Genomic DNA, 18,884 nt, shown 5'->3' on the forward strand with positions numbered 1-18,884 from the left:
GCAGCTACCTCAGACGCAAGGCGTTCAGGGACACGGTGATGGACGAGGTCGACATCGCCAGCGCCGCAATCAAGGGCGTGGCCAGACCAGCCACGGCCAGCGGCACCGCGATGATATTGTAAACGGTGGCAATACGAAAGTTCTCGCGAATCCGTTTGGTCGCCTTTACGGCCGTATCACAGGCATCGGCAATCGGGGCCAGATCATTGCCCAACAGAACGATGTCCGAGGCCACCCGCGCCGCATCCAGCGCCGATGCGGGCGAAATCGAGACATGTGCTGCGGTTAACGCAGCGGTGTCGTTCAAACCGTCGCCAACCATCAAAACATGTCGGCCCTGATCGCTCAGCTCCTGAACGCGGACGGCTTTTTCTTGCGGCAAAGCCTGCGCGACCCAGTGTTCGATCCCCAGCTTTTCAGCCAGCGCCTGAACCGCGCCTTCTGTGTCACCCGAAATCAGGATGACCTCTTTGCCTGTATCGCGGAAGGCCTGAACCGCCTCGGCCGCGCCGGGGCGCAGACTGTCCGAATACTGGAAGCACACAGGTGACTGCCCCGCGACAGACAACCAGACTGCGGTCTGATCACCCTCTTGCGCACCGGTCCACGGTGCCCGACCCAGACGCACGCGCTGATCTCGATAGGTGCCTTCGGTGCCGTAACCCGGAACTTCGGTGATATCTTTCAGACGGGCCGGTTTGATCCCCGCATTGCGTGCCGCCGTGGTCAATGCAACGGACAGCGGGTGCGAGGATGCCTCGGCCAAGGCCAAGGCCACTTCAAGATCAGTGCGGGCATGGTCGCCCAGGTTGATCAGTTCGGGCGTGCCCGAGGTCAGCGTACCAGTTTTGTCAAACACCACCGTATCCACCTCGGCCAGACGTTCCAGCGCTGTGGAATGCTTGATCAGCATCCCCTTTCGGAACAACCGACCCGAGGCTGCCGTCGTCACCGCAGGCACCGCCAGCCCCAACGCACAGGGGCAGGTGATGATAAGCACCGCAGCTGCAATGTTCAACGCGGTGCGGATATCGCCGGAATAGATGTACCAACCCAGAAAACTGAGCGCCGCAAGGATGTGTACACCCGGTGCGTAAAGCTTGGCCGCCTTGTCCGCCAACGAGGTATAGCGCGACCGGCCCGATTCAGCGATGGCGACCAGATCGGCCATACGGTGCAGCGACGTATCCTCACCCACCGCTGTCGCCCGAATGGTAAGGGGGCCAGTCAGATTAACCTCACCAGCGCTGACTGCCATGCCCGCTTGCGCAAAAACAGGCAGGGTTTCCCCGGTCAACAGGGACCGATCAAGCTCCGACTGCCCCAACACAATTTCGCCGTCCACCGGCATACGCCCACCGGGCCGGACAAGGATCAGATCGCCAACTGCAAGGGTGGCTACAGCCACTTCTTCTTCAGCACCGTCGACCAGCCGGATGGCACGCGGGACTTCAAGTGCGGTCAGCTCTTCGGCCGCAGATCGGGCGGCATCGCGGGTGCGGTAATCCAGATACCGCCCCGCCAGCAGGAAAAAGGTCAGCGTCAGCGCCGCATCGAAATAAGCGTGCTTGCCGCTGAGCGCGGTTTCCCAAAGCGATGTGATCAACGCCAACAGGATGGCCAAAACAATCGGAACATCCATGTTCAGGCGCTTGACCCGCAGGGCGCTCCAGGCGTTGGTAAAGAAAGGCTGCGCCGAAAAGGCTATGGCTGGCAACGCAATGGCCGCGGAAATCCAGTGGAACATATCGCGCGTGGCATCCGATGCGCCCGACCAGACCGACACCGACAGCAGCATCACGTTCATCGAAGCGAAACCGGCCACCGCCAGCCGCATCAGCAGATCGCGACCGGCCTTATTCGCCTGCGTCGCTGACAACGAACCGGGGTCCAGCTCGTGCGCCTCATAGCCCGCCCGTTCCAACACCGGAATCAGATCGGCCGCACGCAGATCAGGCGACGCTTTGATCATCGCCCGCTTGAGTGTCAGGTTCACCCGCGCGTCCTCGACCCCCGGATAGGCGTTCAGTTCCCGTTCGACCGTAGAAATACAGGCCGAGCAATGAATGCCCGGCAGCGACAACGCAATCTGAGCATCCTGCGGGATGGGCCGTGCCGGTTCCGCCGGGCTGGCGATACAACCGGGGCAGGCCGCAGTGCCGGATGTGAACTGCGTCGTCATCCCATCACCCTTTTACGTACAACGGCACACGCTGGGCAAACTCTGCACCCGCGCTATCCTTGGCAACCAGCCGAATGTTCCAGTTGCCTTTGCCCAACGATACCGGCGTTGCATAGGCCTGACCGTCAAAGATAAATTCGGGCGAGAAATCATCTTCGACATGGGTGGCGCGACCCACAACCGCCTGCAACTCGGCCACTTCGACCGGAGCTCCGGTTTTGTCGGTGATATGCAGGATCAATAAGCCGCCAGACATTTCGGCACGAATGTTCCAACCCAGCGCCTGATGTTCCTTCAGACGGTCGTTGAACTCCTGACTGGCTACATAAGAGTTTTTGACCTCAAGCCCCGGAAAGGTTTTAACCGCGCTATAGGCCAGTACGAGGTTTACGGCGATAATCACACCAAACGCGGCGACGAAAATAGCCAGAGCGTGCTTACCGGTGAATTGACGCTCGGCCATACTAGTTCCCTCGTCCGTTGAAAGTGGTGTCTTTATAGGCGCGTTCACCGCTTTCCAGATCCTCGACCCAGATGCGCACCGAGGTTGCATCCGCAGCCGCCGGCCCGGCTTCGCCCGCAGAAACGATGTAGACGCGGGTCAATTGTGCCGTATCTGCCGTGACATTGACAATCTCACCTTCGACGCCCTCGATCTGGATCTGCAAGGCCGGATCACCCGCGAGGGACAATTGGAACGCCCGGTCCTCGCCATGCTTGTTACGCAGGCGCACATCATAGGTATTGCGGATTGTTCCGTCGGACAAAGTGACAAATGTCGGGTTGCGCACGGGCGCCACGGTCAGATCAATATCGGACCGGATAAACAGCGCAAACAACAGCGCAAGGCCAACCAGGGCCCACAAAGCCGTATACAGGATCGTCCGCGGACGCAGGATGTGTTTCCAGACGTTGATGGGTTGCTCGCCTGCCCGTTCATGAGCTTCATCGCTCAGCGCCATATAGTCGATCAGGCCACGCGGCTTGCCGATCTTGGCCATCATGTCATCGCAAGCGTCGATGCACAGCGCGCAGGTGATGCATTCCATCTGCTGCCCGTCGCGAATGTCGATCCCAACCGGGCAAACATTCACGCAGGCCATGCAGTCGATGCAGTCGCCCAGCTCGGAATCGGCAGTACGCTTACCCTTGCCGCGCGGTTCACCCCGCCATTCGCGATACCCGACGACCAGAGTGTCCTCGTCCATCATTGCGGCCTGAATACGCGGCCACGGGCAGGCATAAATACAAATCTGTTCGCGAGCGAAACCGCCGAACAGGAACGTGGTGCCGGTCAGGATCAGAACGGTTGTATAGGCAACCGGATGGGCGTTTCCGGTAACCAGATCCCGCATCAGTGTTGGGGCGTCGGCAAAATAGAACACCCAGGCCCCGCCGGTTGCCAGACCGATCAGAAACCACGCCGCCCATTTCGTGATACGCAGGCGCGCCTTGTGGAAATCCAGCTTTTCCTGCCGGTGCAGTCGCAAACGGGCGTTGCGGTCGCCTTCGATCCAGCGCTCGACCAGAATGAACAGGTCCGTCCACACCGTTTGCGGGCAGGCATAGCCGCACCACACGCGCCCCAGCGCCGAGGTAAACAGAAACAGGCCCAGACCGGCCATGATCAATAGACCAGCCACGAAATAAAACTCATGCGGCCAGATTTCGATCCAGAAAAAATAAAAACGCCGGTTCGCCAGATCCAGCAGCACCGCCTGATCCGGCAGGCTGGGGCCGCGGTCCCATCTGATCCAGGGCGTTACATAATAGATGCCAAGCGTAACCGCGAGGATGATCCATTTCAGGTTTCGAAATGGCCCGGACACGCGCCGGGGAAAGATCGGCTCCCTTGCAGCGTAAAGGCTGGGGGCAGGGTCGGAATCGCTCACAAGCAGGCTCCAGATGTGGCTGTCTTTTAGGCGTCTTTTTCCAGATCACAAAAGCAGTCACTTTGACATGGGTCAAAAGCGCATCACGCAGACACCTTTTGTCACACCATATCAGCTTGCCGCCTGAGCCAGCTAACAAAAATTTTGACAGCCGGGCGCAGCGGCGCATCGCCTGTCACTATGTAGTATCCAAGCGCGCCGGGCTCGCGAAACAACTCGGTGATGCGGCCTGCCCGAATATCAGCTTCGACAAAATGTCGCGCTGTGACAGTCACGCCCTGACCGGCGCGCAGCCCTTCAAGCACCAGGTTGCCGGGCAACAAGATACGCCCGGCCCGGGGACCATGTTCAACGCCCTGCCGCGCCAACCAAGAGGTAGCTTCGGTGGTCCCAAGCTCTTCCAGCCAGGGCAGTTGGCTAAGCTCATCCGGCGTCATGGTTTCCCGCCCCCCCAGCAGTGACGGCGCAGCAACAATAACGATCGGACTTTGCAGCAAAGGCTCGGCACTCACCCCCGGCCAATTTCCGTCGCCATATCGGATGGCCACATCCACACCACCGGGACGCAGGCTGGCAAGGTCAGGCGAAGGGTCCAACGCCAGGGGTATATCAGAATACTCGGCCTGAAACGCGGGCAAGCGGGGCATCAGCCAGGACGCGGCAAAGGATGCCGTCAAGGACACATGAACCGGGCGATCCTCGGCGATATGCGTCAGATCAGCCACGGCGGCCCCGATCGCGCCAAAACCCAAATGTAAGGCGCGGGCCAGCTTTTCACCCTCGACCGTCAGCGTCATGGACTTGCCGCTGCGGTCCAGCAGGGCGACCCCCAGGTGTTTTTCCAACGCGCGCAATTGCTGGCTGATGGCAGCGTGGCTGACATTTAACAGAACCCCGGCCTGCACCACATTTCCTGTTTCGGCAAAGGCATGAAAAGCCTTCAGCGATGCAAGGGGCGGCATTTTCATCCAGTTCATATGTAAGCCTAGATTACATGATCCAATGGCAATTGAGTCGCATATTCATCGCAAAACATCAATCCTGAGTGCAATCAGACCCAACTTAAGGAGAGATCAAATGCTATCGATTCTTGCACGTACATTCATGGTCGCCACCCATACGGATGGGCCCATGACAACGCAAAACCGCGAATACCGCCCCGAGGGCAATTGGTGGAGGAAAACAACGCGCGTCACACGTTCACGTGCGAAATGACGGGCCCTCTGGACCCGATCAAAACAGAGAACTAATCTGATCTTGTAGCACCGGCTGTTCAGGAAACGCGCGAACAGATGGAACAGCCGGTGCCTAACCTTCGGGCGGCGAACCGTCCGAAGGTATTCTTTTGCCGTTACTGACCGCCACCTAACTGGTGAACATAAGCCGTTACAGCACGAATCTGCGCGTCGGTCAGACGGTTTTCCCAGGATGGCATCACGCCAAAGCGGCTGTTGGTAACCGTCTCGGTCAGGGCCTCTTCGCTGCCGCCGTAAAGCCAGATAGCATCGGTCAGGTTAGGTGCGCCCTGAGTGATATCACCGGTGCCATCTTCGCCATGACAAGCTGCGCAGTTGTCCTCGAAAACAACTTTGCCGGCCTGCGCTGCCGCATCATCAGTCTGAGCATTGGTCAGCGACATGACGTACTGCACTACCTGAGTGATTTCGTCCTGTTCCAGAATCTCGCCAAATGCCGGCATCTCGGAATAGCGCGCATCGTCGCTTTCTTCGTTGCGAATACCATAGGCAACGGTCATCTCGATATCCTCAAGCGACCCTCCCCACAGCCAAGCATCGTCCAGCAAGTTCGGGAAACCAGGCGCACCCTGCGCACCCGAGCCGTGGCACTGCGCACACCAGGTTCGGAACACCGCGCCGCCTGCGTTGACTGCGTATTGCTGCAACTCGGCATCTTTCGAGATATCCTCAAGCGGCGTTTCAACCAGCTTGGTGTTCCACGGCGCATTGGCTTCCTCGAACGAGATCATCTCTTCCTGCACAAGTGCTCGGGAAGACCATCCCATGACACCAGCCGTTGCAGACCGAACCAACGGCCAAGCCGGATACATGATCGTATAGATCACGCCCCAAACAATGGTTGCGTACAAGACCCACAGCCACCAGCGGGGCATCGGATTGTCAAATTCCTCAATTCCGTCCCAGCTGTGGCCGGTGGTATTCGGATCACCCGGCTGTTTTTCAGGTGTTTTGCTCATTTCCTCGCCTCCTTGACTTCGGCGGGTTTATCTTGATGCCGGAAAGGGATGTTGGCGGTATCCTTGTATTCTTTGCTGGCACCGGGGCGGAAAACCCAGATCACGATGCCGACAAAGAAGGCAAACAGGACAAGCAACATCCAGCTATCCGCGAACTGCCGTAAGAGAGTATATTCTTCCATCACACCCTCCTGTTATCGGCTTGCGTCCGGGGTGAAGGTCGAGAAATCAACCAACGTGCCCAGCATCTGAAGGTAAGCAACCAGCGCATCCATCTCAGTCAACTCAGGCTGACCATCGAAATTGCGGACATTGACCTTGTCGCCATAGCGTTCCAGCAATCCGTCATAGTCGCTGTCCGGATCGGCCTGCGCCCGAAAATCCGCCTGTGCCTGTTCGAGCATCTCGTCTGTATACGGCGTGCCAACCGCAGAGTTAGCGGCCATAACATCGCCGATATACTTCCCGTCAATCTTCCGGTGCTCGAGGAAGCCATATTTAGGCATCACCGATTCAGGCACCACCGATTGCGGATCGCGCAGATGGTCCACATGCCACTGGTCCGAATAACGGCCGCCGACACGGGCGATATCTGGCCCAGTACGTTTGGAACCCCATTGGAACGGGTGGTCATACATCGATTCAGCCGCCAGTGAATAGTGGCCATAGCGCTCGACCTCGTCCCGCATAGGACGGATCATCTGACTGTGGCAGACATAGCACCCTTCGCGGATGTAGATATCACGCCCGGCCAATTCGAGGGGGGTGTAAGGACGCATGCCCTCCACCTTCTCGATAGTGTTCTCAAGATAGAACAGCGGAGTGATCTGAACGATGCCACCGATGGTCACGACCAGAAAGCTGAAGATCAGCAGGAGGGTCGCGTTGGTCTCGAGGATTTTATGTTTGTCGAGAATTGCCATTGCTCCGGCCCTCCCTTTATTCAGCCGGGACCGCGACGGACAGGCTGGCCTCTTTGGCCGGCGCTTTCCGCACAGTCATCCACAGGTTGTAGCACATGATCAGCGAGCCAGCGACGAACATCACGCCACCCAAAGCACGCACCACATACATCGGGAACTTGGCAGCCACGGTGTCGGCAAACGAGTTCACCAGGAAGCCGTTGGCATCCACTTCACGCCACATCAAACCTTCCATGATGCCGGTGACCCACATCGAAGCGGCGTACAGAACGATGCCGATGGTGGCGAGCCAGAAGTGCCAACTGACCATCTGCAGCGAATACAGACGCTCACGCTTCCAAAGGACTGGAACCAGGAAGTACAGAGCACCAAAGGTGATCATGCCATTCCAGCCCAGCGCGCCCGAATGCACGTGACCGATGGTCCAGTCGGTGTAGTGCGACAGCGAGTTCACCGCACGGATCGACATCATCGGGCCTTCAAAGGTAGACATGCCGTAGAAGCCGACCGAGATGACCATCATCCGAATAACCGGGTCAGTGCGCAGCTTGTCCCATGCGCCCGACAGGGTCATCAGACCGTTGATCATACCACCCCAGGACGGCATCCACAGCACGATCGAGAACACCATGCCCAGCGTCGAGGCCCAGTCAGGCAACGCGGTATAATGCAGGTGGTGCGGACCGGCCCAGATATACAGGAAGATCAGAGCCCAGAAGTGGATGATCGACAGTTTATAGCTGAACACCGGACGCTCAGCCTGTTTCGGGATGAAGTAATACATCATTCCCAGGAAACCCGCAGTCAGGAAGAAGCCCACAGCATTGTGGCCGTACCACCACTGGATCATGGCATCCTGCACACCAGACCAGACGATAACCGATTTCGAACCCCAGATGCTGACCGGGATGGTCATGTTGTTGACCAAGTGCAGCATCGCAACGGTGACGATAAAGGCCAGGTAGAACCAGTTCGCCACGTAAATGTGGGGTTCTTTCCGCCTGACGATCGTTCCAAGGAAAACGGCCAGATAAGCAACCCACACGACGGTCAGCCAAAGGTCTACATACCATTCAGGCTCGGCATATTCCTTGGACTGAGTACCACCCAGAACGTAGCCGGTCGCGGCCAGTACAATGAACAGCTGATAGCCCCAGAACACAAACCACGCCAGATTGCCGCCCCAAAGGCGCGCGGCGCTGGTGCGCTGCACCACATAGAATGAGGTTGCGATCAAGGCGTTACCGCCAAAGGCAAAGATCACCGCCGATGTGTGCAGCGGACGCAAACGACCAAAGTTCAGATAGCCTTGCGCCCATTCGAAGTTCAGTGCCGGAAAGGCCAGCTGAAACGCGATGAAGGTCCCTGCAAGGAACCCGACCACGCCCCAAAGGGCAGTTGCGATCACGCCATAGCGGATCACACCATCCATGTATTCACCCGAACGGTCTACAAGAATATCTGGCTCGTCGGTGTTTCTAAGCGTCCAGATGAACAAACCACCGGCGATCAGCATCACCAGAATCGAATGCACCTGATACGCCAAATCGCGTGCATAGTTGGACCCGATCGCAGTGAACACCACAACCAGACCAAGCACGATCAGCTTGATGTAATTTGACATATTGCGTCCCTTTGCCATGCCCCACGTGATTCTTGTATATCGCAGGACCCTTTTGACTGGTTGCCGTTTTGTCGAACAGCGGCCAGAATTACTTTGATCTGTGTCAAGACAATACACTGATTTCTGTGACAATCGTAAACTGACAACTGGGCCATAGGGCCGCAGGTACATGAGCCCGAAAGACAAGAGGTCAAAATGGCTTACAAATCTCTTCTCACGGTTATGACGGACACGAACCACAGTGACGCGCCTCTGGCCCAGATGGCTGCTCTGACAGCTTCGCAGGACGCGCATGCCGAGGCTTTGTGTCTGGGCGTCGACCGCAGTCAGACGGGCTATTACTACGCGGGCGCAAACGCTCTGATTCTTCAGGAAACATTGAACCGCGCCAATGCCGAAGCCGAAGAGGTGCTGGCCTATGCCAAAGACTATCTGGGCAAGACCGGTATCCGCTGGTCCGCGGAAAGCGGCGTAGCCCAGATTGCGGATATCGGACGCCACGTGGCACATCGCGCGCGGTTTTCCGATCTTGTCATTCTCCCGCAACCTTACGGACCTGACCGAGACGCCGAGGCCGAACCCATTGTCGAAGCTGCCATGTTCGAAGGTCACGCGCCTGTTCTGGTCGTTCCCGACGATGCAACCCCGTTTGCGCGACCAGGCAACATCCTGATCGGCTGGAACGAGAGCGTCGAGGCCATGCGGGCCATCCGCCGCGCCCTGCCGTTTCTGACGCAAGCCGATCTGGTGCGCATCGTCGTGATTGACCCGCCGCGCCATGGCCCCGACCGCTCGGACCCAGGTGGGATGCTGTCACAGATGCTGGCCCGCCACGGCGTGAAATGCGAAATCGACGTGCTGAGCAAGACCATGACGCGGGTATCAGATATTCTGAACCGTCACGCCGCAGATTCCGAGGCAGACATGATCGTGATGGGGGCCTACGGGCACTCGCGGTTCCGCGAGGCCATATTGGGCGGTGCAACAAGGAACATGTTGGAACAAGCCGCAGTTCCTGTGTTCCTGGCGCATTAACGTAGGCGGTTACAGAAAACCGTCCCCCCGGGCGGTTTTTTACTTTTTCACCAGACCGATCAGGAACAGCAGGATGATCGCGCCGATGGTGGCAAAGAAAATAGATGAAAAGACACCGCCGCCCACAGCAAAGCCCAGCGCGGGAAAGATCAGACCGGCCAGAAACGCGCCGACAATGCCGACAATGATATTGCCAATCAGGCCAAAGCCGCGACCTTCCATGATCTTGCCTGACAGCCACCCAGCGATCGCGCCGATGAACAGCATCGCCAAAATGCTACTGAATCCCATGACTTACTCCTGCGGTCTGCTTCAAACGACCTCAGTTAAGCACGGCCAGCCGATCCAGTCACGCTGCAAGCGTGTCAGACCAGAAAACCTCCATCCGAGTCGTCGCCTGCCTCTTCCATCAGGCGGCCCATATCCGGAATCGTCACGTGGCGTTTGCCTTCCAGCGTGATGACCTGATCCTTCTTCAGGGCCGAGATCTGCCGGCTGACCGTTTCCAGCGTAAGCCCAAGGTAGTCCGCCATCGCCTCGCGGGTTAGCGGCAGGTCAAACACGATCGGCCCCGTGTTTCCCTTTTGATTGATCGACGCATCGCGCCGAGCAATGATCGACAGCAGGCTGGCAATCTTTTCTCGCGCAGTCTTGCGCCCCAGCACCAGCATCCACTCACGCGCGGCGTCCAGCTCATCCAGCGTCATTTGCAGCAGCCGGTGGGCAATATGCGGGGTATTGCTCATCAAATCTTCGAACGGCTTCTTGCGAAAGCAGCACATGACCAGATCGGTTGTTGCCAGCACATCATATGGCGCAGAATCGCGGCCTGGTCGCCCGACGAAATCACTGGGCAGCAAAAGGCCGACCATCTGGGTGCGACCGTCTTCCATTGTCTGGGTCAACGAGGCGATGCCTGACACGACAGAGCCCACAAAATTCATCTGATCCCCCGACCAGATGATCGTTTGGCCCGCCTCAAAACTGCGATAGTATTTAATGCCTTCAAGCTCTTCCAGCTCATTTACATCACAGTGGGCGCATACCGCGCGGTGCCGAATGGGGCAGTCTCCGCAGTTTGTATGGTCGAATTTGGGTATCGGTGTCATGCACGTTTCCACTTGATCTCGGTCAAAGCATCTGGACCGTCCGTCCCTTAAAGCTATCGCCATGATAGTTAAACCACAATTGGCCAAGCTTGGACTATTTGACGCGAAAGTCCCGCGTTATACAAGCTATCCCACCGCCCCCCACTTCAGTAACGACGTGGGGTCAAGTCTTTATGCTGACTGGATTTCCGGGCTCGAACCCGGCAGCGAAGTGTCGTTGTATATCCACGTCCCGTTCTGTCGCAGACTGTGCTGGTTCTGCGCCTGCCGCACGCAAGGAACACAAACCGACAACCCGGTGATAGCCTATGTGGACGTTCTGAAGGCCGAACTGGACCTGCTGGCCGAACGCCTTCCCCACGGCATCACCCTGTCGCGCCTGCATTGGGGTGGCGGCACGCCAACCCTGTTGAACCCGGATCTGATGCGGGATCTGGCCGCGCGGATTCTGGATGTTGTGCCGCTGGGCTCGAATGCCGAGTTTTCGGTCGAGATCGACCCGAACGAGATTGATGAGGCTCGTCTGGACGCATTGGCCAAGGCCGGGATGAACCGCGCTTCGATCGGTGTGCAGGATTTCGACGACGAAATTCAGAAGACCATCGGGCGTATCCAAAGCTATGACGTCACACGCAAAGCCGTGGACATGATCCGCGCCCGTGGGATCAGCAGCCTGAATGCGGATATCCTGTATGGCCTGCCGCACCAGACCAAATCGCGGATGACGGAAAGCGTGCAGAAACTTCTGTCGCTCAACCCGGATCGTGTCGCGCTATACGGTTATGCCCATGTGCCATGGATGGCCAAGCGGCAGCAACTGATCCCCTCAGATGCCCTGCCGACCCCCGAAGAACGTCTTGATCTGTTCGACACCGCCCGCCGCTTGTTCATGTGGGATGACTATGCCGAGATCGGCATTGACCATTTCGCCACGCAGGATGACGGCCTGACCCATGCGCTCAAGGCCGGGCGGCTAAAGCGGAACTTCCAGGGCTATACCGACGATCAGGCCGAGGTTCTAATCGGGGTTGGTGCCAGCTCTATCTCGCGCTTTCCGCAAGGCTATGCCCAGAATGCGCCCGCAACATCTGCCCATACCAAGGCGATTCGCGAAGGGCGGTTCTCGACCTCACGCGGGCACTTGTTCAAAGGGCAGGACGTTCTGCGCGCCCGGCTGATCGAAGGGCTGATGTGCGATTTCCAGATCAACACAGCCGAGATTCTACTAGATCACGACGTCACCGCCCCCGAGTTGCAGGCTATGTATCAGGCTGCCAATACAGCCTTTGACGGCCTGCTACGGATCACCGAAGATGGCTTGTTCATCCCGCCCGAGGCCCGTCCGCTGACCCGAATGATTGCGCGCAGCTTTGACGCCTATGACCTGAGCTTGGCCGGCCACAGTTCGGCAATCTGAAATCAAGGCAGGTCAGGGCTTGACGCGATGGGTCGGTTTTTTCCACACTTGCAGGGCGGGCGGAACCCGCCCGCGCCTGAGGCAGGCCCAATACCAGACAGTTCGCGCCAACGCATTTGCGTAAGGCTATCCCTTTCGTGCAGCCGATCTGCAATTTGAAAGAGGGACAGCACCCATGCGCGTTTTCACCGTCCTCGGCCCCAGCCAATCGGGCAAAACCACTCTGGTCGAGGCCATCAGCCGCCTCGACGGCCGGTCCACCACATTCGACGTATCCGGAACCGTGCATTTGCACGGTTTTTCTTATTTAGACGAACCCTGGTGCGCAATTGACGTCGATGGCGGCGGCGACAATCTGGCCTATGTTGGCCCGGCCATGGCGATCTCGGACGCCGCCGTGGTTGTCGTCCCACCCGACCCGCTGGCCGCCGTTCTCTGCGCCCCGTACCTGCGACTGGTCGAAGAGGCAGGCATCCCCTGCTTTCTGTTCATCAACCGTATGGACAACCCCAATGGCCGGATTCGCGACATCATCGCGGCGTTGCAGACCTATTGCACCCACCACATCGCGCTGCGTCAGGTCCCTATCCGTGAGGGCGACACGATCGTCGGCGCGGTCGATCTGATCTCGGAACGGGCGTGGAAATATCAAGAAGGCCAGCCCTCGGCCCTGATCGAACTGCCGCAATCGGTCGAGGATCGCGAGCAAGAAGCGCGCACGGAATTACTCGAGACCCTGTCTGATTTCGATGACAACCTGCTTGAGCAACTGATCGAGGACAAGCAACCGCCCAGCGCCGAGGTTTACGACCTGGCCGCGCAAGTGCTGCAAAACCACCAACTGATACCCGCTTGTTTGGGCGCGGCCAGCCATGGAAACGGGCTGACTCGTTTGATGAAAGCCCTGCGGCACGAGGCCCCGGAGTTTGACATAGCCGCCGGGCGCGACGAAGCGGCGGAGAACGCCCGCGCCATTGCCGGCTTCGCGGATGTAAAAAAACATATCGGCAAGATCGTTGTTCTGCGCGGGCTGGGCGCAGGTGTGAAAGCGCATGAGAATCTGGGCGGCGAAACTGTCGGCAACTTGACTGCGCTGGACGCCAAGACGCAGATTGCCGAGCTGCCAGCCGGGCAAATCGGACTCGCCGTGAAATCCGATCACCTGAATCCCGGCAACCTCTATGACAGTTCTTCGGCGACCCCCCTGCCCGAATGGGCAGCATCGCACCCGGCCGCACATCGGCAGATCGTGTCGCCCACTCATGAACGGGACGACGTGCGCCTGTCTAACGCACTGACCCGTCTGGTCGAGATCGACCCCGGCCTGCATTTGGAACAAGACGAACTTAGCGGTCATGCAATTCTGAGTTCACAAGGCCCGCAACACATGCGTCGTGTCACCGCCAAACTGGATGAGGATTTCGGGATCGAGATTACTGCCGACGCGGTCGAGACCGCCTATCGCGAAACCATCCGCGCGCCCGTTGAACACCGCCACCGCCACCGCAAGCAATCTGGTGGGGCTGGACAGTTCGCAGACGTAGTAATCTCGGTTGCGCCAATGCCGCGGGGTTCGGGGTTCCAGTTCGAGGAAATCGTAAAGGGGGGCGCGGTGCCCAAAAACTATATTCCATCGGTCGAACACGGCGCCAAGGATGCGTTGGTGCAGGGGCCCGAGGGCTTTCCGGTGGTGGATGTAAAAGTCACGCTTAGCGATGGCAAGCACCACAACGTGGACAGCTCGGACTATGCCTTCCGTACCGCAGGCAAGAATGCTGTGCGTGAGGCCCTGCCACAGGCCAAACCGGTGGTCCTGCAGCCGATCCTGAGTGCCGAAATCCACCTGCCGTCGGATTTTGTCGGCGATCTGGTTCCGACCATAAGTTCTCTGCAAGGCCAGGTTCTGGGCTTTGAAGGCAATCCCAACGCCTCAGGCTGGGAGATCTTCAACGCCCAACTGCCTGCCGTGGCCGAGGATGAGCTGCACCGTACACTCGCCAGCGCCACGCGCGGTACCGGTTGGGTTAAACTGAGCTTTGATCACTATGAAGAGCTGCGCGGACCACTTCCGAAAAGTGCAGCGCGCGAGATCGCCAACGCACAGTGAAATTCTCAGAAAACCTCTGACCGGCACCCCGGTCAGAGAATACACAGGAGGGCTGCCCCGCATTTCAGGTTTGTTATTTAAAGAGGAGCCGCAGTTATGGCGTATTCAACAACCGTCCTGACGACATTTGTAGTCGCGGCCATTTTTCTGGCTGCTGGTGAAAGCCTTGCCAAGGGGAAACCCAAAGGCGCAAAACGCACTGACCCACAAACGATAGCTCAGCTCTATTCCGGCAAAACAACAAATTGGAGGCTCGGAGGGTCGTTCTATTGGGCGCCGAACGGCACCTTACAGGGGATCGGACAAAAAGAAGGCGCTGTTGGCATTGGGCGATGGTACGTCACCAACAGGGGTAAATTGTGTAACGAGACCGACTGGTACTGGTTCGAAAACGGGGCGAGGCAATACAAACGCTTTGAAGAATGTTGGGAGTTTGTGACCGCCCCGGACGGAACAATCTGGGAGAGGTTCCTCCCCGAGAAGTCAAACTGGTATCGCCACAGTATCCGTTCGCAGGTCAGGGGCAACCCGCACCAGAGAAAGTTCAACAAATTGAAGAACGATCTGGGTCTATAACCCTTTGCCGCGCGGGTCGATACTCACCCTACCCCGCTGCGGCAATCAGTTCGCGGGTATAATCTGTCTGAGCATTTTCGAACAAATCCTCAGCCGCACCCATTTCGATGACATCTCCGTTCCGCATGACGATCACCTTGTGAGACATCGCCCGGACCACCTTCAGGTCGTGGCTGATGAACAGATAGGCCAGCCCGTATTTCCGCTGAAGATTGCGCAAAAGGTCGACGATCTGCACCTGCACCGTCATGTCCAGCGCGCTGGTCGGCTCGTCCAGCACCAGCAACTTGGGCCGCAACACCATAGCGCGCGCAATAGCGATGCGCTGACGTTGTCCACCCGAGAATTCATGCGGGTATCGGTCCATTGCCGTCGGGTCCAACCCCACTTCGGTCATCACCTCGGCCACCAGTTCGCGCGGGGCACGGTGGGGGTCGACCTTATGGATCGCCAACCCTTCGGCAATGATCTGCATGCAGGTCATCCGCGGGCTAAGGCTGCCGAACGGGTCCTGGAACACGATCTGCATGTCTTTGCGCAGGCGCCGCAACTCTCGTGTGGACCAGCGGCGCACATCCTTGTCGCGAAAAGTGATGGCGCCTTCGGACGCAATAAGGCGCATGATCGCCAGTGCCAAAGTCGTCTTGCCTGACCCGCTTTCACCGACAATACCCACCGTCTCGCCCGCGCGTACGCTAAGCGTGGCGTCGTTCACCGCCTTCACATGGCCCACGGTCCGTTTCAAAAACCCGCGTTGGATCGGGAACCAGACCTTGAGGTGATCGGTACGGGCAACCTCTTCGGCCTCGGGGGCAACGGGGTCGGGATGGCCCGAGGGCTCGGCCCCCAGCAGTTTCTGCGTGTAGGAGTGTTGCGGGTTGTTGAAGATCTCGGAAGTGGCGCCGGTCTCGACGATCTCGCCGTCCTTCATCACGCAAACCCGGTCGGCGATGCGCCGCACAATGCCCAGATCGTGGGTGATGAACAGCATCCCCATATTCTCGGACTTTTGCAGTTCGGCCAACAGCTCCAGAATCTGCGCCTGAATGGTCACGTCCAAGGCAGTCGTCGGTTCATCCGCGATCAGAATGTCGGGCTTGTTGGCCAGCGCCATGGCGATCATGACCCGCTGCCGCTGCCCACCGGACAACTGGTGCGGATAGCTGTCCAACCGATCTTGCGGATCACGAATCCCCACTTTGGTCAGCAGTTCGACAATACGTGTGCGTGCCGCATCTCCGCTCAGTCCCTGGTGCAAGGCCAGCGATTCCGCCATCTGCTTTTGGATTGTGTGCAGCGGGTTCAGCGAAGTCATCGGCTCTTGAAAGATAAAGCTGATATCATTGCCGCGCACATCCATCAGCTTGTCTTGCGAGGCACCGATCATCTCATCCCCGTCGTAAGTGACCGAGCCTTCGACGATCGCACTGTCCCCCAGCAGGGACACAGTGGACAAAGCCGTCACCGATTTGCCCGACCCGGATTCCCCCACAAGTGCGACGGTTTCCCCCCGGTCCACTGTGAAGGAAACACCTTTGACCGCCGCGCTGACCTGCCCGTCCTGCTTGAACGAGACCTTGAGGTTGTTCACATCCAAAAGGCTCATGAGAAGGTCTTTCTGGGATCAAACGCATCGCGAACACCTTCAAAGATGAAGACCAGTAGCGATAGCATGATGGCAAAGGTGAAGAACGCAGTGAAAGCCAGCCACGGCGCCTGCAGGTTTTGTTTCGCCTGCAAGGTCAATTCCCCCAGCGACGGCGCCGAAGACGGCAAGCCGAAGCCAAGGAAATCCAGCGAGGCCAATCCGCCAATGGTGCCAGTCACGATGAAGGGCATAAAGGTCAACGTCGCAACCATCGCGTTGGGCAGCATATGGCGGAACATGATCGTCATGTTGCCCACGCCCAACGCCCGTGCCGCGCGGACATATTCCAGATTGCGCGCGCGCAGGAATTCGGCCCGGACAACGCCCACCAATCCGGTCCAACTGAACAGGATCATCAGCGCCACCAGCAACCAGAAACTTCGGCCCAGAATGGCGAACATGATGATGATCACGTACAGCGATGGCGTGGCCGACCAGATTTCGATGATGCGCTGGAACACGAGGTCCAGCCAGCCGCCGAAAAAGCCCTGAATGGCACCGGCAAAAATACCAATCAGGCTGGCGGCCCCTGTGACCATCAATGTGAATAGGATCGACAAGCGGAAGCCATAGATGACCCGAGCCAACACATCGCGCTTGGTGTCATCGGTCCCCAACAGGTTCTGCCCATTGGGCGGCAGCGGTGCGGCCCCCGGACGATCTACACTGGTGTTAAAGGAATATGGAATCAGCGGCCAGATCGACCAGCCACGTTCAAACCCTTCGGCCTGATAGGTACCGGCCTTGATCTCATCAATGATGCCTTCGGGATCGTCGAAACATTGTTCAAGCCCGCCGCTGTCGATCAGGCACTGAACCTCGGGGTCGCGATAGATCGCTTCGGTCTGGAAGTCGCCGCCGAACTGGGTTTCTGCATAAAAGTTGAAGATCGGCGTGTAAAACTCTCCCCGGTACTTCACCAGGATCGGCTTGTCGTTCGCGATGAATTCGGCAAACAGCGAGATACCGAACAGCACCGAAAAGATGATCAGCGACCAAAAAGCCCGGCCGTTGCGCCGGAAATTACGCCACCGGCGCTGATTGAGGGGGGAAAGCGCCATTTACCCCTCCCGCTTTTCGAAATCGATGCGCGGGTCTACCAGCACATACATCAGATCGCTGACGATACCGACGACAAGACCCATCAAGCCAAAGATGAACAGCGTGCCAAAGATCACCGGATAGTCGCGCGCCACAGCCGCCTCGAACCCCAAACGGCCCAGACCGTCGAGTGAGAAGATCGTCTCAATGATAATCGAACTTCCAAAGAAGACACCGATAAACACCGCCGGGAAGCCTGCGATCACGATCAGCATGGCATTGCGGAACACGTGGCCATACAGCACCCGGCCCTCGCTTAGGCCCTTGGCCCGGGCGGTCATGACGTATTGCTTTTTGATCTCATCCAGAAACGAGTTCTTGGTCAGCAGCGTCAGCGTCGCAAAGGCAGAAATCGTCAGGGCAATGACCGGCAGTGTGATGTGCCAGAAATAGTCCGCGATCTTGCCAATCACGCTGAGGCTGTCCCAATTGTCAGATGTCAGCCCCCGCAGCGGGAAGATTTGCCAGTAGGACCCACCGGCAAACAGCACCAGCAGCAGGATCGCAAACAGGAAGCCGGGGATGGCATAAGCCACAATGATGGTGCCACTGGTCCAGGTATCGAATTTTGAACCATCCTTGACCGCCTTGCGAATGCCCAGCGGGATCGACACCAGATAGGCAATCAATGTGGACCACAGGCCCAGCGAGATCGAAACGGGCATCTTTTCCAGCACCAAATCAATCACGCTGATCGAGCGAAAATAACTCTCGCCGAAATCCAACGTCATGTAGTTGCCCAACATGTCAAGGAACCGTTCGACCGGAGGTTTGTCGAATCCAAATTCCTTTTCCAACTCCTCGATAAACTCGGGCGGCAATCCGCGCGCACCGATATAGCGGTCATTCACACTGCTGGTTTGCTGCTCGATATCGCTGCCGCCGCCTGCGATGCCTTCGAACACGTCACCGCCCCCTTGCATCTGGGCGATCATCTGTTCAACCGGACCACCGGGGACAAACTGAACCAGCGTGAAATTGACGATCATGATCCCAAGCAATGTAGGGATGACCAGCAACAGGCGTCTTAGAATATATGCTCCCATGGGGGCGGA

The 18,884-nt window shown here is 58.1% G+C and carries 17 protein-coding genes; 4 read left to right on the top strand and 13 right to left on the bottom strand.

Features of this window, described 5'->3' with window-relative positions; genetic code table 11:
- Positions 1-4: 4 nt before the first annotated feature.
- The 8 genes from AB1A64_RS17000 to ccoN form a co-directional block, all read right to left on the bottom strand.
- Positions 5-2,182, bottom strand: coding sequence for a cation-translocating P-type ATPase (locus AB1A64_RS17000; RefSeq protein WP_366552498.1), 2,178 nt, complete (start codon positions 2,180-2,182; stop codon positions 5-7).
- Between the two features lie 4 nt (positions 2,183-2,186).
- Entirely contained in the window at positions 2,187-2,645 is a 459-nt protein-coding gene (locus AB1A64_RS17005) for a FixH family protein (RefSeq protein WP_170517017.1), read from the bottom strand.
- 1 nt (position 2,646) lies between these two features.
- Positions 2,647-4,074, bottom strand: coding sequence for a cytochrome c oxidase accessory protein CcoG (gene ccoG, locus AB1A64_RS17010; RefSeq protein WP_366552499.1), 1,428 nt, complete (start codon positions 4,072-4,074; stop codon positions 2,647-2,649).
- A gap of 101 nt (positions 4,075-4,175) precedes the next feature.
- A complete protein-coding gene (locus tag AB1A64_RS17015; protein WP_366552500.1) occupies positions 4,176-5,051 on the bottom strand; it encodes a LysR family transcriptional regulator in 876 nt (291 codons plus the stop codon).
- Between the two features lie 374 nt (positions 5,052-5,425).
- Entirely contained in the window at positions 5,426-6,289 is an 864-nt protein-coding gene (gene ccoP, locus AB1A64_RS17020; protein WP_170517019.1) for a cytochrome-c oxidase, cbb3-type subunit III, read from the bottom strand.
- Positions 6,286-6,471: a cbb3-type cytochrome c oxidase subunit 3 gene (locus AB1A64_RS17025; RefSeq protein ID WP_170350977.1), complete on the bottom strand. Its 186-nt coding sequence runs from the start codon at positions 6,469-6,471 to the stop codon at positions 6,286-6,288. The genes ccoP and AB1A64_RS17025 overlap by 4 nt, the downstream gene beginning before the upstream one ends.
- Positions 6,472-6,483: 12 nt before the next feature.
- A complete protein-coding gene (gene ccoO, locus AB1A64_RS17030) occupies positions 6,484-7,212 on the bottom strand; it encodes a cytochrome-c oxidase, cbb3-type subunit II (protein WP_366552501.1) in 729 nt (242 codons plus the stop codon).
- Positions 7,213-7,228: 16 nt separating this feature from the next.
- Positions 7,229-8,836: a cytochrome-c oxidase, cbb3-type subunit I gene (gene ccoN, locus AB1A64_RS17035; protein ID WP_366552502.1), complete on the bottom strand. Its 1,608-nt coding sequence runs from the start codon at positions 8,834-8,836 to the stop codon at positions 7,229-7,231.
- Positions 8,837-9,031: 195 nt separating this feature from the next.
- On the opposite strand from ccoN, the gene AB1A64_RS17040 reads away from it, so the two are divergent.
- Complete coding sequence (locus AB1A64_RS17040) at positions 9,032-9,871, top strand: universal stress protein (protein WP_366552503.1); 840 nt, start codon at positions 9,032-9,034, stop codon at positions 9,869-9,871.
- A gap of 39 nt (positions 9,872-9,910) precedes the next feature.
- Here AB1A64_RS17040 and AB1A64_RS17045 read toward each other — a convergent pair whose 3' ends face one another.
- Complete coding sequence (locus tag AB1A64_RS17045; RefSeq protein WP_058283041.1) at positions 9,911-10,162, bottom strand: GlsB/YeaQ/YmgE family stress response membrane protein; 252 nt, start codon at positions 10,160-10,162, stop codon at positions 9,911-9,913.
- Between the two features lie 74 nt (positions 10,163-10,236).
- Positions 10,237-10,980 (bottom strand): transcriptional regulator FnrL, encoded by a 744-nt coding sequence (gene fnrL / locus AB1A64_RS17050; protein ID WP_366552504.1) that lies wholly within the window; start codon positions 10,978-10,980, stop codon positions 10,237-10,239.
- Between the two features lie 61 nt (positions 10,981-11,041).
- On the opposite strand from fnrL, the gene hemN reads away from it, so the two are divergent.
- The 3 genes from hemN to AB1A64_RS17065 all read left to right on the top strand — a co-directional run bounded on the left by hemN (position 11,042) and on the right by AB1A64_RS17065 (position 15,080).
- On the top strand, positions 11,042-12,397 hold the full coding sequence (gene hemN, locus AB1A64_RS17055) for an oxygen-independent coproporphyrinogen III oxidase (protein WP_366552505.1): 1,356 nt from the start codon (positions 11,042-11,044) through the stop codon (positions 12,395-12,397).
- A gap of 175 nt (positions 12,398-12,572) precedes the next feature.
- On the top strand, positions 12,573-14,504 hold the full coding sequence (locus AB1A64_RS17060) for an elongation factor G (protein WP_366552507.1): 1,932 nt from the start codon (positions 12,573-12,575) through the stop codon (positions 14,502-14,504).
- Between the two features lie 96 nt (positions 14,505-14,600).
- Entirely contained in the window at positions 14,601-15,080 is a 480-nt protein-coding gene (locus tag AB1A64_RS17065; protein ID WP_366552509.1) for a DUF995 domain-containing protein, read from the top strand.
- 28 nt (positions 15,081-15,108) lie between these two features.
- On the opposite strand, the gene AB1A64_RS17070 is transcribed toward AB1A64_RS17065, so the two are convergent.
- The 3 genes from AB1A64_RS17070 to AB1A64_RS17080 are packed head-to-tail and all read right to left on the bottom strand — an operon-like array spanning position 15,109 to position 18,875.
- On the bottom strand, positions 15,109-16,686 hold the full coding sequence (locus AB1A64_RS17070; protein WP_366552510.1) for an ABC transporter ATP-binding protein: 1,578 nt from the start codon (positions 16,684-16,686) through the stop codon (positions 15,109-15,111).
- Positions 16,683-17,789 (bottom strand): ABC transporter permease, encoded by a 1,107-nt coding sequence (locus AB1A64_RS17075; RefSeq protein WP_366552512.1) that lies wholly within the window; start codon positions 17,787-17,789, stop codon positions 16,683-16,685. Before AB1A64_RS17075 ends, AB1A64_RS17070 begins: the two co-directional genes overlap by 4 nt.
- Positions 17,790-18,875 carry a microcin C ABC transporter permease YejB gene (locus AB1A64_RS17080; protein ID WP_366552514.1) on the bottom strand — a complete coding sequence of 362 codons (1,086 nt, stop codon included), beginning with the start codon at positions 18,873-18,875 and terminating at the stop codon, positions 17,790-17,792.
- Positions 18,876-18,884 lie beyond the last annotated feature (9 nt).

The sequence above is a fragment of the Ruegeria sp. ANG10 genome (genome assembly GCF_040705255.1).
Lineage (GTDB): Bacteria > Pseudomonadota > Alphaproteobacteria > Rhodobacterales > Rhodobacteraceae > Ruegeria.